The following is a 17,916-nucleotide window of genomic DNA, read 5'->3' on the forward strand; positions in this document are numbered from 1 at the left end:
TGTCGTTCCATGCCACGCCGCACCGCGACGATGCTCGCCTCCACCCTGGTCCTGATCTGCCTGCTGATCGCGGGCGTCCTGATCCCGGTGCCGTACGCGGAGATGAGCCCGGGCCCCACGGTCAACACCCTCGGAGAGGCCAGGGGAGAGCCCGTCCTGCACATCGAGGGGCGGAAGACCTACCCGACCGACGGGCACCTCAACATGACGACGGTCCGGGTCACGAGCGCGGACTACAAGATGAACGCCGTCGAGGCCGTGTACGGCTGGCTGGCCCACGACAACGTGGTGGTGCCCCACGACACGCTCTACCCGGACGGCAAGACCGAGGAGGAGTCGAGCCAGGAGAACGCCGAGGAGTTCAGCCAGTCCCAGGAGAGCGCCAAGGTGGCCGCCCTCAAGGAGCTGAACATCCCGGTCGTCTCCCGGGTCGTCGTCGGCTCGGTGATCAAGGGATCGCCCTCCGAGGGCAAGCTGCACGCCGGTGACGTGATCAAGGCCGTCGACGGGGTGGCGATCACCGCGCAGGCCGACGTCGCCAAGCAGGTCGTGAAGCGGAAGCCCGGCCAGGACGTCGAGTTCACGATCGTCCCGGCCAAGGAGGCGGCCGCCGCGGAGAAGGCCCGCAAGGAGCCCACCGCCACCCGGAAGGTGGTCATCACGACCACCACGTCGGAGGAGGGCGACCGGGCCGTCGTCGGCATCCAGGCCGGCACCGACCACGTCTTCCCGTTCACGATCGACATCAACCTGGCCGATGTCGGCGGCCCCAGCGCCGGGCTGATGTTCGCGCTCGGCATCGTCGACAAGCTCACCCCCGAGAGCCTCACCGGCGGCCGTTTCGTCGCCGGCACCGGCACCATCGACGACGAGGGCAAGGTCGGCCCGATCGGCGGTATCGAGATGAAGCTGGTCGGCGCGCGCAACGCCGGCGCCCAGTACTTCCTCACCCCGGCCGACAACTGCGAGAACGCCGCGCGGGACACGCCCGACGGGCTCACCCTGGTCAGGGTGGACACCATCGACGACGCCACGAAGTCCCTGGAGAAGCTTCGCGCGGGCGACACGAAGTCCCTGCCGAGCTGCTCGAAGAGCTAGCTCCGCCCCCGGACACGACCCGGGAGTACGTGAGAAGGGGCGCCCGGTCACCGACCGGGCGCCCCTTCCGCCGTCGTGCGGAGGTCAGCTCTCGAAGGTCGCCGCCAGTGCCTCGGCGAGGCCCGGCACCAGGTCGGGGCCGGTCAGGACCTCGGTCGCGGTGTCCTTCTCACGGAGCCGGATCGCCGCCTCGCGGGCACCGCCGCGCAGCACGGCGACGGTCATCCGCACCTCCTGGCGGTCCGGATGAGCGGCGACCCACTTGGCGAGCTGCTTCTCGTTGAGGCCCTGCGGGACCTGGGCCTCCGCCGACGGGGGCAGCATGAGCCGCTCCACGGTCATGGCGCAGCCGGCCACGCCCGCAGGCCAGGCGATCGTGCCGAGGAATTCGTCGAGGGGCTTCCCGCGCGGCAGCTTGTCCTGCTCGATCGGGGTGTAGGCGGTGGCATCGTCGCCCAGGCCCAGCTGGGAGGCGAGCGCGGGTTCCTTGGCGCGCAGTCGCGCGGTGTCGACGAGGGCGAACAGACGGGCCGGCTGGTCCCAGCCGAGGCCCGCCGCGTACTCGTCGATCTCGAGCACCGCGCGGGTGAGGGGGCTGGCGGCCATGGCCGGGCCGGAGGGGGAAACGTTGGACATGACCAATATCCTGCCTCCTCTTCCCCGGAACACGGGAACTAGGTAAAGCCTCAGTAAGTTGCACTATGGGGCTCTACGATCGCGGGGCCTGCTTTCAGACGCATCAACATCGAGGGGCGCACGTTGGCTTTCCAGATGCCGGACCGCGGCGGTAGCCCGTCCGGGCCAAGGATGAGAGTCGGCCGGCCGTCCCGGCGGGCCCGGACCCTGCTCATGACGCTCGGGGTGCTGGCCGTCCTGGCCATGGCGTTCGTGATGTTCGCCGGGTTCTGGACGGACTGGCTCTGGTACCGCTCGGTCAAGTACTCGTCCGTGTTCACGACCACGCTGTGGACCAAGATCGGCCTCTTCGCCGTCTTCGGTCTGCTGATGGGGCTCGCCGTCGGCCTGAACATCTGGCTGGCGTACCGGCTGCGGCCGCCGCTCAGCGCGATGTCGCTGGAGCAGCAGAGCCTCGACCGGTACCGGATGGGACTCGCCCCGTTCAAGAAGTGGGTGCTGCTCGCGGTCACCGCCCTGGTGGCGCTGATCGCCGGCGCCTCCGCGTCGGGCCAGTGGCGCACCTGGCTGATGTGGGTCAACGGCGTGAAGTTCGGCGAGAAGGACCCGCAGTTCGGGCTCGACGTGTCGTTCTACGCGTTCGACCTGCCCTGGTACCGCTTCCTGCTCGCCTTCGGCTTCGCCGCCGTCGTCCTGTCGCTGATCGCCGCCGCGCTCACGCACTACCTGTACGGCGGACTGCGGATCACCAGCCCGGGCGCGCGGGCCACCGCCGCGGCCACCGGCCACCTCTCGGTGCTCCTCGGCGTCTTCGTGGCGCTGAAGGCCGTGGCGTACTGGCTCGACCGGTACGGCCTTGCGGTGAAGTCCAGCGACTTCAAGGCCACCGGCAACTGGACGGGCCTGCGGTACGTCGACGCCAACGCCTACCTGCCGGCGAAGACCATCCTGTTCTGCATCGCCGCGATCTGCGCCGTGCTGTTCTTCGCCACGCTCTGGCGCCGCACCTGGCAGCTGCCGGTGATCGGCTTCGGCCTGATGGTGCTCTCCGCGATCCTGATCGGCGGCCTGTACCCGGCCATCGTGCAGAAGTTCCAGGTCCAGCCGAACGAGCAGGCCAAGGAAGCGGAGTACATCCAGAAGAACATCGACGCGACCCGCAAGGCGTACGCGATCGACCGGACGAAGCTCGAGAACTACTCGGGCAAGTCGACGGTGAAGGCCAAGGACCAGCTGCGCAACAACGCCGACTCGGCGGCCAGCTACCGCGTCCTCGACCCGAACATCGTGTCGCCGACGTTCCAGCAGCTGGAGCAGAAGCGGAAGTACTACCAGTTCCCGACCACCCTGGACGTGGACCGGTACGCGGGCAAGGACACCGTCGTCGGTCTCCGTGAGCTCAACATCAAGGGCATCCCGAAGCGGAACTGGATCAACGACCACTTCACCTACACCCACGGCTACGGCGCGATCATGGCCTCGGGCACGCAGACCGACGCCAACGGCTCCCCGGTCTTCACCGAGGCCGGACTGCCGACCACCGGGATGCTCGGCACGTACCAGCAGCGGATCTACTACGGCGAGAAGACCGATCAGTACTCGATCGTCGGCGGCCCGCAGAAGGAGCTGGACTACGAGGAGAACGGCGAGAAGACCACCAGCTACGAGGGCACGAGCGGGGTCAACCTCTCCAGCACCTTCAACCGCGCCGCCTACGCGGTCGCCTTCAGCGAGCCGCAGATCCTCTACTCGGGGGCCATCGGCGAGGGCTCGCGGATCCTGTACAACCGCACGCCCAAGGAGCGCGTCGAGGCCGTCGCGCCCTGGCTGACCATCGACGGCGACGCCTACCCGGTGGTCGTCGACGGCCGCATCAAGTGGGTCATCGACGCGTACACGACGACCAACGGCTACCCGTACGCCTCGCGCACCACGCTCGGCGACACCACGGCCGACTCACTGACCGTCGGGAACCAGCAGCGCGCGGTCGTCGCCCAGCAGAACCAGGTCAACTACATCCGCAACTCGGTGAAGGCCACCGTCGACGCCTACGACGGCACGGTGAACCTCTACCAGTGGGACACCCAGGACCCGGTCCTGAAGACCTGGATGAAGGCGTTCCCGGGCACGGTCAAGGCCAAGTCCGAGATCGGCGGCGACCTGATGCAGCACCTGCGGTACCCGCAGGACATGTTCAAGGTCCAGCGCGAGCTGCTCACCCGCTACCACGTCACCGACCCGGCGCAGTTCTACAGCGGCTCGGACGCCTGGCAGGTGCCGGACGACCCGACCAACAAGGACGGCAACGCGGTCCCGCCGTACTACCTGAGCATGAAGATGCCCGGGGACACGGCGCAGCGCTTCTCGCTGACGACGACGTTCACGCCGAACGGGCGGCCCAACCTGGGCGGCTTCATGGCGGTCGACGCCGACGCCACCAGCAAGCAGTACGGGCAGCTGAGACTGCTGCGGGTCACCGAGGACGTGCCGGGTCCGGCGCAGGTGCAGAGCAAGCTCAACGGTCTGCCCTCGGTCGCCACCTTCGTCCGGGACATGAAGGGCGCCGACTCCGACATCCAGTACGGCAACCTGCTGACCGTCCCGCTCGACGGCGGGTTCCTGTACGTGGAGCCGGTGTACGCCCAGGGACGCAACGCGCTCTACCCGCTCCTGAAGAAGGTCGCGGTGTCGTACGTGGACGCGGACCAGCCGGAGGGTGACACGACCAAGGACACCACGGTGTTCGAGGACAACCTCACCAAGGCCCTCAACGCGGTCTTCGGGGTGGAGGCGCCGACCACGCCGCCGCCCACCTCTCCGACGACCCCGCCGGGCACCACCAACCCGCCGCCGGCGTCCAACGACGCCGCGCTCAAGCAGGCGATCGCGGACGCCCAGAAGGCGTACGACGAGGGCGAGGCGGCTCTGGCGAAGGGCGACTGGACGGCGTACGGCAAGGCCCAGGAGGACCTCCAGGCGGCGCTCGAGGCCGCCGCGGCGGCCGGGGCCAAGCTCAAGACTCCGGGATCAAGCGGCTGACCTGAGCTTTTCCACCCCGCGACCGTGGTACGGTTGGTCTACCGACGCGGGGTGGAGCAGCTCGGTAGCTCGCTGGGCTCATAACCCAGAGGTCGCAGGTTCAAATCCTGTCCCCGCTACTCAGAGGACGAGGGCCCGGATCCATAAGGATCCGGGCCCTCGTCGTGTGTCGGCGTGCGCGGGGGGCCTGAAGAGCGGTAGGGAAGGGGCGAGTTGGCGTGAGTCGTGTTTGACTTGTCTCTCTGTGGGCATGTCGACAAAACGCTGAGTGACCTCACTGGCTGCGGTATACCAGGTGTGCTCGGGTTGCGGGTGGTGCGACGATGGTATTTATGGGGGACAGGGCAACTCTGTTGGAGACAGGGCGGTTTGTGCAGCGGCATGCCAGGAACGCCGCAGACGAGATCATCGAGGCAGTAGGGGCCGTCGATGCGGCCGTCGACACCACCGCCGAGACCGAGACCGATGCCGAGAACGAGACCGAGACCGAGGCCCGCCACCGGCGTGCCGCCGAGCGCGGCGACCTCGCCTCGATGAGCGCGCTCGGCGCGCTGCTGCTGCGCCGCGGCGACCTCGACGGCGCCGAGCCCTTCCTCCGCGGTGCCACCGCGGAGGGCGACCGCGCCGCCGCGAACAACCTCGGGGTCCTGCTGCACCAGCGCGGCTACGCCGAAGAGGCCGCCGGCTGGTGGCGGGTCGCCGCCGTCGCCGGCTCCGCGCCCGCCGCCCACGCCCTCGGCCGCCACCACCGCGAGCGTGGCGACGAGCCGGCCGCCGAGTACTGGCTCCGCCAGGCCGCCGAGCAGGGCCACGCCCTCGGCGCGTACGCCCTCGCCGACCTCCTGGAGCACCGCAGCGACGTCGGCGCCGAGCGCTGGCTGCGCGCCGCCGCCGAACAGGGCCACCGCGAGGCCGCGTACCGGCTCGCCCTCGCCCTGGAGCGCCGCGCCACCGAGACGACCCGCGGCCCGCACGACACGGGCACCCGGCTCCGGGTGCCCGGCACCGGCGCGCTCGTGCCCACCGGCGCGCCCGCCACCGCCCCGGCCGCCACGGGCACCGACGCCGCCGCCGGGCGGGCCGTCGGCGAGCCCGGGGGCGAGCCCACCGAGGCCGAGCAGTGGTTCCGGCAGGCCGCCGCGCGCGGTCACCGGCGCGCCGCGCTCCACCTCGGCACCATCCTGGAGCACCGCGGCGAGCTCAAGGAGGCCGGCCGCTGGTACCTCAGCTCCGCCAAGGAGGGCGAGGCCAAGGCCGCCTGCGCGCTCGGCTTCCTGCTCCGCGACGCGGGCGACGAGGAGAGCGCCGCCGTGTGGTGGCTGCGCGCCGCCCAGGACGGCGACGGCAACGCCGCCAACGCCCTCGGCGCGCTGCACGCGGCCAGGGGCGAGCAGCAGACCGCCGAGCGCTGGTACCGGGCCGCCATGGACGCGGGCGACGTGAACGGCGCCTACAACCTCGGGCTGCTCTGCGCCGCCCAGGACCGCATCCCGCAGGCCGAGCAGTGGTACCGCCGGGCCGCCTACGCGGGCCACCGCGAGGCCGCCAACGCGCTCGCCGTGCTGCTCCTCCAGGCCGGCGACGCCAACGGCGCCGAACCCTGGTTCTCCAAGGCAGCCGAGGCCGGCAGCGTCGACGCCGCGTTCAACCTCGGCATCCTCCACGCGGGCCGCGACGACGACCGCACGGCCCTCGTCTGGTACGAGCGGGCGGCGGCCGCCGGGCACACCGAGGCCGCCCTCCAGGTCGGCATCGCCGCCCTCAGGGACGGCGACGAGCGCACCGCCGAGCGGCACCTGCGCTGCGCGGCCGGCGGCGGCAGCGCCGAGGCCGCCTTCCGGCTCGCCTCGGTGCTCGACGCGCGTCGCCCCGACCCGGGTCCGGCCGTCCTCGGCGCGCCCCGGGAGGAGAAGACCGAGTGCGAGGAGTGGTACGAGCGGGCGGCCCAGCAGGGCCACCGGCGTGCCCAGGTACGGGTGGGCATGCTCGCCGCCGGGCGCGGCGACCTGGCCGAGGCCGACCGCTGGTACCGCGAGGCGGCCGAGGCAGGCAGCCGCAACGGCGCCTTCAACCTCGGACTGCTGCTCGCCCGCGAGGGCAGCGAGCGCGAGGCCGCCCTCTGGTGGACCAGGGCCGCCCGGGCCGGCCACGGGCGCGCCGCGCTCCGGCTCGCCCTGCTCGCGGCGCGCCGCGGGGAGCTGGCCGAGGGCAGCCGCTGGTGCGCCCGCGCGGTGGAGCTGGGTCCCGCGGAGGTCGCGGAGCGGGCGGCGCGGCTGAGTGAGGCGCTGCACCAGGAGCTGACCGCGTGACGGTGGCGCGAGGGGCCCACCTCAATGGATTTGCGCTGGTCGAGCGGTGTCCCGTAGAGTCGTCTCTACCGACGCGGGGTGGAGCAGCTCGGTAGCTCGCTGGGCTCATAACCCAGAGGTCGCAGGTTCAAATCCTGTCCCCGCTACTCAGTAGCACGAAGGCCCGGTTCCAGTCACTGGATCCGGGCCTTCGTCGTTCCCGCGACGTGGCGAGGAGCCGTTCGGCGACGTGACGAGGAAGGCCCCCGCCGGAGCGGGGGCCTTCCTCGTGCGTCTTCCTCGTACGTCAGGCGGTCGTCGCGCAGCTCGGGCAGATGCCCCGGTACGTGACCTCGACGTTGGAGATCGTGAAGCCGAAGCGCTCGGCGTCCGGCAGGTCCGCCAGCGGGTCGCCGGCCGGGTGGACGTCCCGGATCGCGCCGCAGCGGCCGCAGACCAGGTGCTGGTGCGGCCGGTGGGCGTTGGGGTCGTAGCGCTTGGCGCGTCCGTCGGTCGCGACCTCGAGGACCTCGCCGAGGGTGACCATCTCGCCCAGCGTGTTGTAGACGGTCGCACGCGAGATCTCGGGGAGCCGCGCCACGGCGCGCGCGTGGACCTCGTCGGCGGTCAGGTGCACATGATCCCCGTCGAGGACCTCGGCCACGACGCGTCGCTGCGCGGTCATCCGCCAGCCGCGTCCGCGCAGTCGTTCCAACAGGTCACTCATGGGGGCCAGGGTAACAGTCACGGCCCCGGGTTCCCGAACAGGTGTGACTTTAGATGTTCACTTGACTTAGACAATGTCCATTGTAGGATCGAGTACGGCAGACAGGGCAGGACGTAGGAGGCGCACGTGACGCAGGGACCGCTCACCACGGAGGCCGGCGCGCCGGTCGCCGACAACCAGAACAGCGAGACGGCCGGCGTCGGTGGTCCGGTCCTCGTCCAGGACCAGCTCCTGCTCGAGAAGCTCGCCCACTTCAACCGCGAGCGCATCCCGGAGCGCGTCGTCCACGCGCGCGGTGCGGGCGCCTACGGCACCTTCACGCTCACCCGTGACGTCTCGCAGTGGACCCGGGCCGCGTTCCTCTCCGAGGTCGGCAAGCAGACCGAGACGTTCCTGCGCTTCTCCACGGTCGCGGGCAACCTCGGCGCGGCCGACGCGGTGCGCGACCCGCGCGGCTGGGCGCTGAAGTTCTACACCGAGGAGGGCAACTACGACCTCGTCGGCAACAACACCCCGGTGTTCTTCATCAAGGACGCCGTCAAGTTCCCCGACTTCATCCACACCCAGAAGCGCGACCCGTACTCGGGCTCGCAGGAGGCGGACAACGTCTGGGACTTCTGGAGCCTCTCCCCGGAGTCGACCCACCAGGTCACCTGGCTCTTCGGCGACCGCGGCATCCCCGCCTCGTACCGCCACATGAACGGCTACGGCTCGCACACGTTCCAGTGGAACAACGAGGCCGGCGAGGTCTTCTGGGTCAAGTACCACTTCAAGACCGACCAGGGCATCAAGAACCTCACCCAGGACGAGGCCAACCGGCTGGCCGGCGAGGACCCGGACTCGCACCAGCGCGACCTGCGCGAGGCCATCGAGCGGGGCGACTTCCCGACCTGGACCGTGCAGGTCCAGATCATGCCCGCGGCCGACGCCGCGCAGTATCGCTTCAACCCCTTCGACCTCACCAAGGTGTGGCCGCACGAGGACTACCCGCCGATCGAGATCGGCACCCTGGAGCTCAACCGCAACCCGGAGAACATCTTCGCGGAGGTCGAGCAGTCCGTCTTCAGCCCGGCGCACTTCGTGCCCGGCATCGGCCCGTCCCCGGACAAGATGCTCCAGGGCCGCCTCTTCGCCTACGGCGACGCCCACCGCTACCGCGTCGGCATCAACGCCGACCACCTGCCGGTGAACCGCCCGCACGCGACCGAGGCGCGCACCCACTCCCGTGACGGCTCCCTCTACGACGGCCGCCACAAGGGCGCGAAGAACTACGAGCCGAACTCCTTCGGCGGCCCGTCCCAGACGGACCGGCCGCTGTGGCAGCCGGCGCCGGTCGCCGGCGTCACCGGGAACCACGCCGCCGCCGTCCACGCCGAGGACGACGACTTCCGGCAGGCCGGCGACCTCTACCGGCTGATGTCGGAGGCCGAGAAGGGCCGCCTGGTCGACAACCTGGCCGGCTTCATCGCCAAGGTCTCGCGCGACGACATCGCCGAGCGGGCGATCGGCAACTTCCGCCGGGCGGACGAAGACTTCGGCAAGCGGCTGGAGGCCGCGATCCAGGCCCTGCGCGGCTGAGGGCGCCTGCCGAAAGAGGGAGCGGGCCGGATCTCCGTACGGAGTCCGGCCCGTTCCCGCGTCATCCCGCGACGCTGTGCAGCGGGATCCAGCATCGGATGATGTCCCGGACCGAGACGATGCCGACGGGGCCGAGGTCGTCGAGCACCACGAGGTGGCGGAACCCGCCGTGCGTCATGGCCTCGGCCGCCTCCTCCAGGGTCCAGGTGGGGGCGGCGAAGACGACGTCGTGGGTGGTGTGGGCGTCGGCGGTCTCGGTGTCGGGGTTCTGGTCCCGGGCCAGGGACTTGAGGATGTCCCGTTCGGTGAGGATGCCGAGCCCGGCGTCCCCGTCCAGGACGACGGCCGCGCCGACGCGACGCGCCGCCATCAGCCGGGCGGCCTGTCGGAGGGTGTGTGCGGGGCCGATCGTGAGGACCACGGTGCTCATGGCGTCGCGGACGAGCATGGGCGGAGCCACCTCCTTGGTGAAACGTTCCCGCCTTCAACGAGAACCGATTCACAAGTTCACAAGTGGGGGGACTCTCAGAGTGGCACCGGGGGAGGGGCCCGACAAGGGGGCGCGCGAGGCGCCCCCGGGGAGTGCCGAGGGCGCTCGAACGCGGGAGTTCGACCGGGTGCGGCGGGGCGATCAGCCCTCCGCGTCCTCCTGGTTGAGGTAGCTCAGCAGCTCGCCATGGAGCAGGCCGTTCGACGCCGCCGCGTTTCCGCTGTGCGGACCGTGCCGGCCGTCCAGGCCCGTGTACGTACCGCCCGCCTCCTGGACCACGACCGCCACCGCGGCCATGTCCCACAGCGACAGCTCGGGCTCCGCGCAGATGTCCACCGAACCCTCGGCGACCATCATGTACGGCCAGAAGTCGCCGTACGCGCGGGTCCGCCAGCACGCGCGCGTGAGGTCCAGGAAACCGTCGAGGCGGCCCTGCTCCTCCCAGCCGCTCAGGGAGGAGTACGCGAACGAGGCGTCCTCCAGGGACGCGACCTTGGAGACCCCGATCCGGCTCGCCGAGGCGAGGCTGCGCCCGGTGTACGCCCCGAGGCCCTTCGCCGCCCACCAGCGCCGGCCGAGCGCCGGGGCCGACACCACGCCCACCACCGGCTGGAAACCGGTGTCACCGGCCTCCATCAGCGCGATCAGGGTCGCCCACACGGGCACCCCGCGCACATAGTTCTTCGTACCGTCGATCGGGTCGATCACCCAGCGGCGCGGGCCCGAGCCCTCCACGCCGTACTCCTCGCCCAGGATCGCGTCGCGGGGCCTGGCGCGCTGGAGCTGCCCCCGGATCAGTTCCTCGGCGGCCTTGTCGGCCTCGCTCACCGGAGTCATGTCCGGCTTCGTCTCGACCTTGAGGTCGAGCGCCTGGAACCGGTCCATGGTGGCCGCGTCGGCGGCATCCGCGAGGACATGGGCGAGACGCAGATCATCGTGGTAATCGGCCATGGTCGGCACTCTATCCCCGGGTGATCCCCTCGCGCGGAACCGTCCACCGGCGGCCCTTGACAGTGCCGGTACGCCTGCCGACGCTGAGCACGGAAACGATTCCCCGGTCCGGGAGGCGCCGATGCCGACAGCCCGCGAGGCCCTGCTCGACGCCGCGCTCGCCGCGCTCGCGCACCGGCCGTGGTCCGCCGTCCGCATGGCCGACCTCGCCGTGGCCGCCCGGGTCTCCCGGCAGACCCTCTACAACGAGTTCGGCAGCAAGGACGGCCTCGCCCGCGCCCTGGCGCGCCGGGAGGCCGACACCTATCTCCAGGGCGTCCGCCGGCTGCTCGCCGCCCCGGCCCCGCCCGAGCGGAACCTGGTCGTCGTCGCCGAGTGGATCGTCACCCGGGCCGCCTCACGGCCCGTGCTGCGGGCCCTGCTCACCGGCGCCTGGGACGAGCGGCTGCCCGCGCCCCGGCCCGCCAGGCCCGGCGCGCGCCCCGCGGCCGTCCCCGCGCAGCGCCGCGCCGACGAGGGGCCGCCCGCGCCCGGCGAGCTGGTGGCGGCGACCGTGGCCTGCGCGGCGGAGGGGTGGGCGGTGGGCTGCGAACTCGCGGTCCGGCTGGCCCTCAGTCATGTCGTGGCACCCGCGATCCCCTCGGCGGAGGGGTGGCGGGCGGACGGTCAGTGCGCCGAGCCGGACAGCTGGAGCCCGATCACGCCGATGATGACCAGGCTGATCGAGATGAGCTTGAGCGTGGAGACCACGTCACCGAGGAAGATCATTCCGTAGATCGCCGTCCCGGCCGCCCCGATCCCGGTCCACACCGCGTACGCGGGGCCCACGTCGAGCTTCCGCAGGGCGAGCGTGAGGAGGCCGAAGCTGCCCAGCGCGAAGGCGGCGAACGCGACCGTCGGCCACAGCCGGGTGAACCCGTGCGAGAGCTTCAGGCAGACCGCGAACCCCGTCTCCAGAAAGCCCGCCACCACCACCAGCAGCCACGCCATCGTCAGTGCCTCCCACGCCGTCGGTGACTGCTTCGTCGCACTTGGTGCGATTATGCCCTTACCGGCCGTGGACGTCGGTAAACGTGGAGGCTCAGTCGCCCTCGCGCCGCTCCCGGGTCGCCAGCAGCCGGCGCAGCGAGACGAGCCGCGCCGGATCGGCGTGCCCCTCCGCCACCCACGCGTCGAGCGCGCAGTCCTGCTCGTCGTGGCTGCACGCGCGCGGGCAGTTCTCCGTACCCGGTACGAGGTCCGGGAAGGCCAGGATGACCCGGGACGGGTCGACGTGGTGCAGACCGAAGGAGCGGACGCCCGGGGTGTCGATGACCCAGCCGCCCTCCTTGTCGTTGAGCGGGAGGGCGAGCGCGGAGGTGGTGGTGTGCCGGCCGCGGCCCGTGACCGCGTTGACGACACCGGTGGTGCGCCGGCGCTCCGGCGGGACCAGGGCGTTCACCAGGGTCGTCTTGCCGACGCCGGAGTGTCCGACGAACGCGGTGGTCCGGCCCTTGAGGTGCTCGTGGACCCGCTCGGCGGCGACCCCGTCCACGAACTCGTCGCGGGTGGTCACGACGTACGGCACACCGAGCGCGCCGTACATGTCGAGGAGGTCGTCCGGCGGCGCCAGGTCCGACTTGGTGAGGACGAGCAGCGGGGTGAGGCCGCCGTCGTACGCGGCGACCAGGCAGCGGTCGATCAGACGCGGGCGCGGCTCGGGGTCGGCGAGGGCGGTGACGATCGCCAGCTGGTCGGCGTTGGCGACGACCACCCGCTCGTACGGGTCGTCGTCGTCGGCCGTGCGGCGCAGCACCGAGCTGCGCTCACCGATCCGCACGATCCGGGCGAGGGTGTCCTTCTCGCCGGACAGGTCGCCGACCAGCGAGACGCGGTCGCCGACCACGGCGGCCTTGCGGCCCAGCTCGCGCGCCTTCATCGCGGTCACCGCCCGGTCGTCGACCAGGACGGTCAGCCGGCCGCGGTCGACGGTGAGGACCATGCCCTCGACGGCGTCCTCGTGCTTCGGGCGGATCGTGGTGCGGGGCCGGGTGCCCTTGCGGTTGGGCCGCTGGCGGATGTCGTCCTCGTCGGTGTGCTTGCCGTAACGCCGCATGGTTCAGGCCCCGAGCATTTCGGTCCACATCCTGGGGAAGTCGGGCAAGGTCTTCGCCGTCGTGGCCACGTCCTCGATCTCCACGCCCTCGACCGCGAGGCCGATGATCGCGCCCGCCGTCGCCATGCGGTGGTCGTGGTACGTGTGGAAGACGCCGCCGTGCAGCGGGCGCGGGCGGATGTGCAGACCGTCCTCGGTCTCGGTCACGTCGCCGCCCAGCTCGTTGATCTCCTTGGTGAGCGCCGCCAGCCGGTCCGTCTCGTGCAGCCGGAGGTGGGCGACCCCGCGCAGGGTCGAGGGGGAGTCCGCGAGGGCCGCGACCGCCGCGATGCCGGGCGTCAGCTCGCCGACCTCGCCGAGGTCCACGTCGATGCCGTGGATCCGGCCCGTACCGGTGAAGGTCAGGCCGGCCTCGGTCAGCTCGCAGGATCCACCCATCTCGGTGAAGATCTCCCGCAGCGCGTCACCGGGCTGGGTGGTGCGCGACGGCCAGTCCGGGACCGTCACACGGCCGCCGGTGATCAGGGCCGCCGCCAGGAACGGCTGGGCGTTCGACAGGTCGGGCTCGACGACCAGGTCCCGGCCGCGCAGCGCGGAGGGGGCCACCCGCCACACGTCGGGGGCGCCGCCGTGCTCCGGCTCGTCGACCCGGGCGCCGACCGCCCGCAGCATGTCGACCGTCATCCGGATGTGCGGCAGCGAGGGCAGCCGCGACCCCACGTGCCGCACCTCCACACCCTGGTTGAAGCGGGGCGCGGAGAGCAGCAGGGCGCTCACGAACTGGGAGGACGAGGACGCGTCGATCTCGACGGTGCCGCCGTCCAGGCCGCCCGCGCCGTGCACCGTCATGGGGAGGGCGCCGCGGCCCTCGTCGTCGATCCGGGCGCCGAGCGCGCGCAGCGCGTCGATCACGCCGTGCAGCGGGCGCTCGTGGGAGCGGGGGTCGCCGTCGAAGCGCACCGGGCCGTCGGCGAGCGCCGCGACCGGGGGCAGGAAGCGCATGACCGTGCCGGCGTTGCCGACGTCGACGGTCGCGGGGCCGCGCAGCGGGGCGGGGATGATCCGCCAGGCCTCGCCCGAGCCGTCGGGGCCGCCCGCGACGGAGGAGCTGGACGACACGGTCTCCTCGATCCGCACGCCGAGGGTGCGGAGCGCCTCGGCCATCAGAAGGGTGTCGCGGGAGCGCAGCGGGCGGCGCAGCCAGCCCGGCTCGGACGCGAGGGCGGCGAGGACCAGGGCGCGGTTGGTGACCGACTTCGATCCGGGCACGGTGACGGTCGCGTCGACGGCGCCGCGGGCATACGGGGCGGGCCAGAGGTCGGTGGGCGGGTCGATGTGCGCGGAGGTGGCTGCGGTCATGGACTCACTGTACGGGGGAGTCAGAAGCCCAGGAGCCAGCGCCCGCCGCCGATCAGGGCCGAGATCGCGACGGCGTGGAAGAAGACCAGCCACACTCCGGCGGGCACATGGGTGAGCCGGGCGAGCTGGTCCGCGTCCGAGTCGGGGGCGCCGCCGTGGCGTCGCTTGGACTGGAGCTCGAAGGCCGGGCGGACGCCGCCGAGCAGCAGGAACCAGACCACGGCGTACGCGAAGACCGACTGGACCTCGGGGGAGGTGAGCCAGGAGACGAGGAGGAACGCCGCGCCGGTGAGGAGGACGGTGAGGACCCCGTAGGCGTTGCGGACCATCACGAGCATCGCGAGCAGCAGGGCCGTCGCCACCCACAGCAGCAGCGTCACCCGATGGGTACCGAGCAGCGCGGCGCCGCCCAGGCCGAGCAGCGGGGCCGCGGGGTAGCCGGCGGCCAGGGTGAGGACCACGCCGAGGCCGGTCGGGCGGCCGCGGCTCACGGTCAGGCCGCTGGTGTCCGAGTGCAGCCGGATCGCTTCGAGGCGCCGGCCGGTGGCGAGCGCGACGAGTCCGTGGCCGCCCTCGTGGGCGATGGTGATCGCGTTGCGGGCGAGCAGCCATATGCGGCGGGGCACGGTGACGGCGAGGGCGGCGACGCCGGTGGCGATCACGAGCCACTCGGCCGGAGCGGCCTGCGCGCTGAAGAGGTCCAGGTCCATCTTTCGGGCCGCTCCTCGGGTGGTCGGGGATCGTGGCAGTGTGGCACGTATGTGCGGAAGGTATGCAGCGAGTCGGCGGCCCGAGGACCTCGTCGGCCTTTTCGGGATCGAGAAGTGGGAGCCGGAGGAGACTCTGGCCCCGGACTGGAACGTGGCCCCCACCAAGGAGGTCTGGGCCGTTCTGGAGCGTCCTCTGAAAGACGCGGAATCCCGGCGCCCGGTTCGCCAGCTGAGGGCGCTGAAATGGGGACTGGTGCCGTCCTGGTCGAAGACCCCGGAGGGCGCCGCCCGGATGATCAACGCGCGCGCGGAGACCCTGGACGAGAAGCCCTCCTTCAAGCGGGCCTTCTCCTCCCGCCGGTGCATCCTGCCGGCCGACGGCTACTACGAGTGGGTGACCGGCGCGGGAGAGCGGGACCTGGAGGTCGAGGGGAAGAAGAAGCGGCCCCGGAAGCAGCCGTACTTCGTGACCCCGGCCGACGGCTCGGTCTTCGCGATGGCGGGGCTCTACGAGTTCTGGCGCGACCGGACCCTGCCCGACGGCGACCCCCTCGCCTGGTGGGTGACCTGCTCGGTGATCACCACCGAAGCGGAGACCGGACCGCTGGGCGTGGCCCCGGCCGAGGGCCCGCACTCGCTCGCCGACATCCACCCCCGGATGCCGCTGATGCTCACCGAGGACCGTTGGGACGCCTGGCTCGACCCGGCGACCACGCGGCCCGAGGAGCTGCGCGGGCTGCTCGCCGCGCCGCCGGAGGGCCTGATGCGGGCCTACCCGGTGGCGACCGCCGTCAGCAACGTCCGGAACAACGGGCCCGAGCTCCTGACGGAGCTGGAGGGCCCGGAGGTCGGCACGCTCTTCTGAGACGGCCTCGCCCCAGGGCGGCCCTGCCCCGGACGGCCCCGCCCTGGACCGCCCCGCCTCGCCCTGGACCACCCCAGCTCTGCGCTGGAGCGCCCCGCCTCGCCCCGGCCCGTGCCGGACCGTCACGGGCGTCTTCGGACGGCAGGATGGGAGCGTGACCGACGTGACACAGTACGAGACCGTTCCCACCGACGCCGGCGACGCCCGCGTCACCTGGTACGAGGCGCCCGGGGGCGCGAGCCCGCGGGCCGTCCTCGCCCTCGGCCACGGCGCCGGCGGCGGCATCGAGGCCCGCGACCTCCAGGCCCTGGCCGCGGCGCTGCCCGCCCGGGGCGTGACCGTCGCCCTCGTCGAGCAGCCCTGGAGGGTGGCGGGCAAGAAGGTCGCGCCCGCGCCCAAGACCCTGGACACCGGCTGGCGCGGCCTCTGGCCGGCCCTCGCCCGCCCCGGGCTCCCGGTGATCGCGGGCGGCCGCAGCGCCGGAGCCCGGGTCGCCTGCCGCACCGGGCGGGAGCTCGGCGCGGTCGCCGTCCTCGCGCTGAGCTTCCCCCTGCACCCGCCGGGCAGGCCGGAGAGGTCCCGGGCCGACGAGCTCCTCGGCACCGGGCTGCCGACGCTCGTCGTCCAGGGCGGCAACGACCCGTTCGGGCGGCCCGCGGAGTTCCCGGAAGGCTCGTACGCCCTCGTCGGGATCCCGGACGGGGACCACGGCTTCGCCCTGCCCAAACGGGCGCCGCTCGGGCCGGAGGAGGCCATGGCGCTCCTCGTCGACGGGGTCGCCGAATGGATCTTCTCGCTCCGCTGACGGACCGGGAATGTTGAGTGGGGGACCACTGTTGTTCCGTGCGTCGGTGTGAGAGCGAGAAGAGGGAGTCCGTCGCATGGGTTCGACCATCTGCCCGGAGCGTGCGCAGGCCGCTGACCTCGACTGGACAGTGCTGCCCGCCCCCAAGGGAGCCCGGATTCGGGCGGCGGGCGGAGCGGTTCCTCGTCTATCCTCCGAAACGAGCGGGTCCGCCCTCGGGCTCGCCGCCGCGCTGGAGGAGGTGGGTCCGGTCACTGGGACCGACACAGGGACCGACGACGGCCCCGAGGAGACGACCGAGGAGCGCAACGCGCGCTTCGAGCGGGACGCCCTCGGCTACCTCGACCAGATGTACTCGGCCGCGCTGCGCATGACGCGCAACCCCGCGGACGCGGAGGACCTCGTGCAGGAGACGTACGCCAAGGCGTACGGATCCTTCCACCAGTTCCGCGAGGGCACGAACCTCAAGGCCTGGCTGTACCGCATCCTCACGAACACCTTCATCAACTCGTACCGCAAGAAGCAGCGCGAGCCCCAGCGCAGCGCGGCCGAGGAGATCGAGGACTGGCAGCTCGCGCGTGCCGAGTCGCACATGTCGACCGGTCTGCGCTCCGCCGAGTCGCAGGCTCTCGACCACCTTCCCGACTCCGACGTGAAGGAAGCGCTCCAGGCGATTCCCGAGGAGTTCCGCATCGCCGTCTATCTCGCGGATGTCGAGGGCTTTGCGTACAAGGAGATCGCGGACATCATGGGGACACCCATCGGTACGGTGATGTCCCGGCTGCACCGGGGTCGCCGCCAGCTGCGCGGCATGCTCGAGGACTACGCCCGCGACCGCGGGCTGGTACCCGCGGGCGCCGGAGAGTCGTCGAACGATCTGAAAGGCTCGGGCTCATGAGCTGCGGAGAGCCGCACGAGACGGATTGCTCGGAAGTCCTGGATCATCTGTACGAGTTCCTCGACAACGAGATGCCCGACAGTGACTGCACCAAGTTCGAGGTGCACTTCGAGGAGTGCTCCCCGTGCCTGGAGAAGTACGGCCTGGAGCAGGCCGTGAAGAAGCTCGTCAAGCGCTGCTGCGGCAGTGACGACGTCCCCACCGACCTGCGCTCCAAGGTCATGGGCCGGATCGACCTGATCCGCTCCGGGCACCTGGTGCCCGAGCAGGAGATCGCGCCGATCGTGCCGACGACGCCGGCACCCCAGGAGTAACTCCCCCTTCCGCAGCGGGAGAAGGAGGTCGTCGCGACAGGGTCGCGGGGGCCTCCTCCGTAT

The 17,916-nt window shown here is 71.8% G+C and carries 17 protein-coding genes and 2 tRNA genes; 11 read left to right on the top strand and 8 right to left on the bottom strand.

Features of this window, described 5'->3' with window-relative positions; genetic code table 11:
- Nucleotides 1-9 precede the first annotated feature (9 nt).
- On the top strand, nt 10-1,098 hold the full coding sequence (locus AMK27_RS24270) for a YlbL family protein (protein ID WP_073912150.1): 1,089 nt from the start codon (nt 10-12) through the stop codon (nt 1,096-1,098).
- An 84-nt stretch (nt 1,099-1,182) separates the two neighbouring features.
- On the opposite strand, the gene AMK27_RS24275 is transcribed toward AMK27_RS24270, so the two are convergent.
- A complete protein-coding gene (locus AMK27_RS24275) occupies nt 1,183-1,734 on the bottom strand; it encodes a PPA1309 family protein (protein WP_030320796.1) in 552 nt (183 codons plus the stop codon).
- Between the two features lie 135 nt (nt 1,735-1,869).
- Here AMK27_RS24275 and AMK27_RS24280 point away from each other — a divergent pair, with 135 nt between their 5' ends.
- The 4 genes from AMK27_RS24280 (at nt 1,870) to AMK27_RS24295 (ending at nt 7,228) form a co-directional block, all read left to right on the top strand.
- Nucleotides 1,870-4,773: a UPF0182 family membrane protein gene (locus AMK27_RS24280; protein ID WP_073912152.1), complete on the top strand. Its 2,904-nt coding sequence runs from the start codon at nt 1,870-1,872 to the stop codon at nt 4,771-4,773.
- Nucleotides 4,774-4,818: 45 nt separating this feature from the next.
- Nucleotides 4,819-4,892 (top strand) — tRNA-Met (locus AMK27_RS24285).
- 204 nt (nt 4,893-5,096) lie between these two features.
- Nucleotides 5,097-7,082, top strand: a complete 1,986-nt coding sequence (locus AMK27_RS24290) for a tetratricopeptide repeat protein (RefSeq protein ID WP_073912155.1) — start codon at nt 5,097-5,099, stop codon at nt 7,080-7,082.
- Nucleotides 7,083-7,154: 72 nt separating this feature from the next.
- Nucleotides 7,155-7,228 (top strand) — tRNA-Met (locus AMK27_RS24295).
- A 140-nt stretch (nt 7,229-7,368) separates the two neighbouring features.
- Here the strand turns inward: AMK27_RS24295 and AMK27_RS24300 are convergent.
- A complete protein-coding gene (locus AMK27_RS24300) occupies nt 7,369-7,788 on the bottom strand; it encodes a Fur family transcriptional regulator (protein ID WP_073912157.1) in 420 nt (139 codons plus the stop codon).
- A gap of 126 nt (nt 7,789-7,914) precedes the next feature.
- On the opposite strand from AMK27_RS24300, the gene AMK27_RS24305 reads away from it, so the two are divergent.
- Nucleotides 7,915-9,366 (top strand): catalase, encoded by a 1,452-nt coding sequence (locus AMK27_RS24305; RefSeq protein WP_073912159.1) that lies wholly within the window; start codon nt 7,915-7,917, stop codon nt 9,364-9,366.
- A gap of 61 nt (nt 9,367-9,427) precedes the next feature.
- Here AMK27_RS24305 and AMK27_RS24310 read toward each other — a convergent pair whose 3' ends face one another.
- Together AMK27_RS24310 and hisN are read right to left on the bottom strand one after the other, a co-directional pair.
- Nucleotides 9,428-9,814: a CBS domain-containing protein gene (locus AMK27_RS24310; protein ID WP_073912163.1), complete on the bottom strand. Its 387-nt coding sequence runs from the start codon at nt 9,812-9,814 to the stop codon at nt 9,428-9,430.
- 183 nt (nt 9,815-9,997) lie between these two features.
- Nucleotides 9,998-10,807, bottom strand: a complete 810-nt coding sequence (gene hisN / locus AMK27_RS24315; protein WP_073912166.1) for a histidinol-phosphatase — start codon at nt 10,805-10,807, stop codon at nt 9,998-10,000.
- A gap of 121 nt (nt 10,808-10,928) precedes the next feature.
- Between hisN and AMK27_RS24320 the strand changes: the two genes are divergently transcribed.
- The gene (locus AMK27_RS24320; RefSeq protein WP_073912169.1) at nt 10,929-11,582 is read left to right on the top strand and encodes a TetR/AcrR family transcriptional regulator; all 654 of its coding nucleotides are present in this window, start codon (nt 10,929-10,931) and stop codon (nt 11,580-11,582) included.
- Here the strand turns inward: AMK27_RS24320 and AMK27_RS24325 are convergent.
- The 4 genes from AMK27_RS24325 to AMK27_RS24340 form a co-directional block, all read right to left on the bottom strand.
- A complete protein-coding gene (locus AMK27_RS24325) occupies nt 11,474-11,797 on the bottom strand; it encodes a DMT family transporter (RefSeq protein ID WP_073912172.1) in 324 nt (107 codons plus the stop codon). The genes AMK27_RS24320 and AMK27_RS24325 overlap by 109 nt on opposite strands.
- A gap of 91 nt (nt 11,798-11,888) precedes the next feature.
- Nucleotides 11,889-12,902, bottom strand: coding sequence for a ribosome small subunit-dependent GTPase A (rsgA, locus tag AMK27_RS24330; protein WP_073912175.1), 1,014 nt, complete (start codon nt 12,900-12,902; stop codon nt 11,889-11,891).
- A 3-nt stretch (nt 12,903-12,905) separates the two neighbouring features.
- Complete coding sequence (gene aroA / locus AMK27_RS24335) at nt 12,906-14,261, bottom strand: 3-phosphoshikimate 1-carboxyvinyltransferase (RefSeq protein WP_073912177.1); 1,356 nt, start codon at nt 14,259-14,261, stop codon at nt 12,906-12,908.
- A 20-nt stretch (nt 14,262-14,281) separates the two neighbouring features.
- Nucleotides 14,282-14,971, bottom strand: a complete 690-nt coding sequence (locus tag AMK27_RS24340) for a M50 family metallopeptidase (protein WP_073912179.1) — start codon at nt 14,969-14,971, stop codon at nt 14,282-14,284.
- Nucleotides 14,972-15,020: 49 nt separating this feature from the next.
- On the opposite strand from AMK27_RS24340, the gene AMK27_RS24345 reads away from it, so the two are divergent.
- From AMK27_RS24345 to rsrA, 4 genes are all read left to right on the top strand, one after another.
- A complete protein-coding gene (locus tag AMK27_RS24345) occupies nt 15,021-15,836 on the top strand; it encodes an SOS response-associated peptidase (RefSeq protein WP_073912181.1) in 816 nt (271 codons plus the stop codon).
- 163 nt (nt 15,837-15,999) lie between these two features.
- Nucleotides 16,000-16,641 carry an alpha/beta hydrolase family protein gene (locus AMK27_RS24350; RefSeq protein WP_079188602.1) on the top strand — a complete coding sequence of 214 codons (642 nt, stop codon included), beginning with the start codon at nt 16,000-16,002 and terminating at the stop codon, nt 16,639-16,641.
- A gap of 241 nt (nt 16,642-16,882) precedes the next feature.
- Nucleotides 16,883-17,539, top strand: coding sequence for a sigma-70 family RNA polymerase sigma factor (locus tag AMK27_RS24355; RefSeq protein ID WP_030207302.1), 657 nt, complete (start codon nt 16,883-16,885; stop codon nt 17,537-17,539).
- A complete protein-coding gene (gene rsrA, locus AMK27_RS24360; RefSeq protein ID WP_030320825.1) occupies nt 17,536-17,853 on the top strand; it encodes a mycothiol system anti-sigma-R factor in 318 nt (105 codons plus the stop codon). The genes AMK27_RS24355 and rsrA overlap by 4 nt, the downstream gene beginning before the upstream one ends.
- Nucleotides 17,854-17,916 lie beyond the last annotated feature (63 nt).

Source organism: Streptomyces sp. CB02009, assembly GCF_001905825.1.
In the GTDB taxonomy this organism is placed as follows: domain Bacteria; phylum Actinomycetota; class Actinomycetes; order Streptomycetales; family Streptomycetaceae; genus Streptomyces.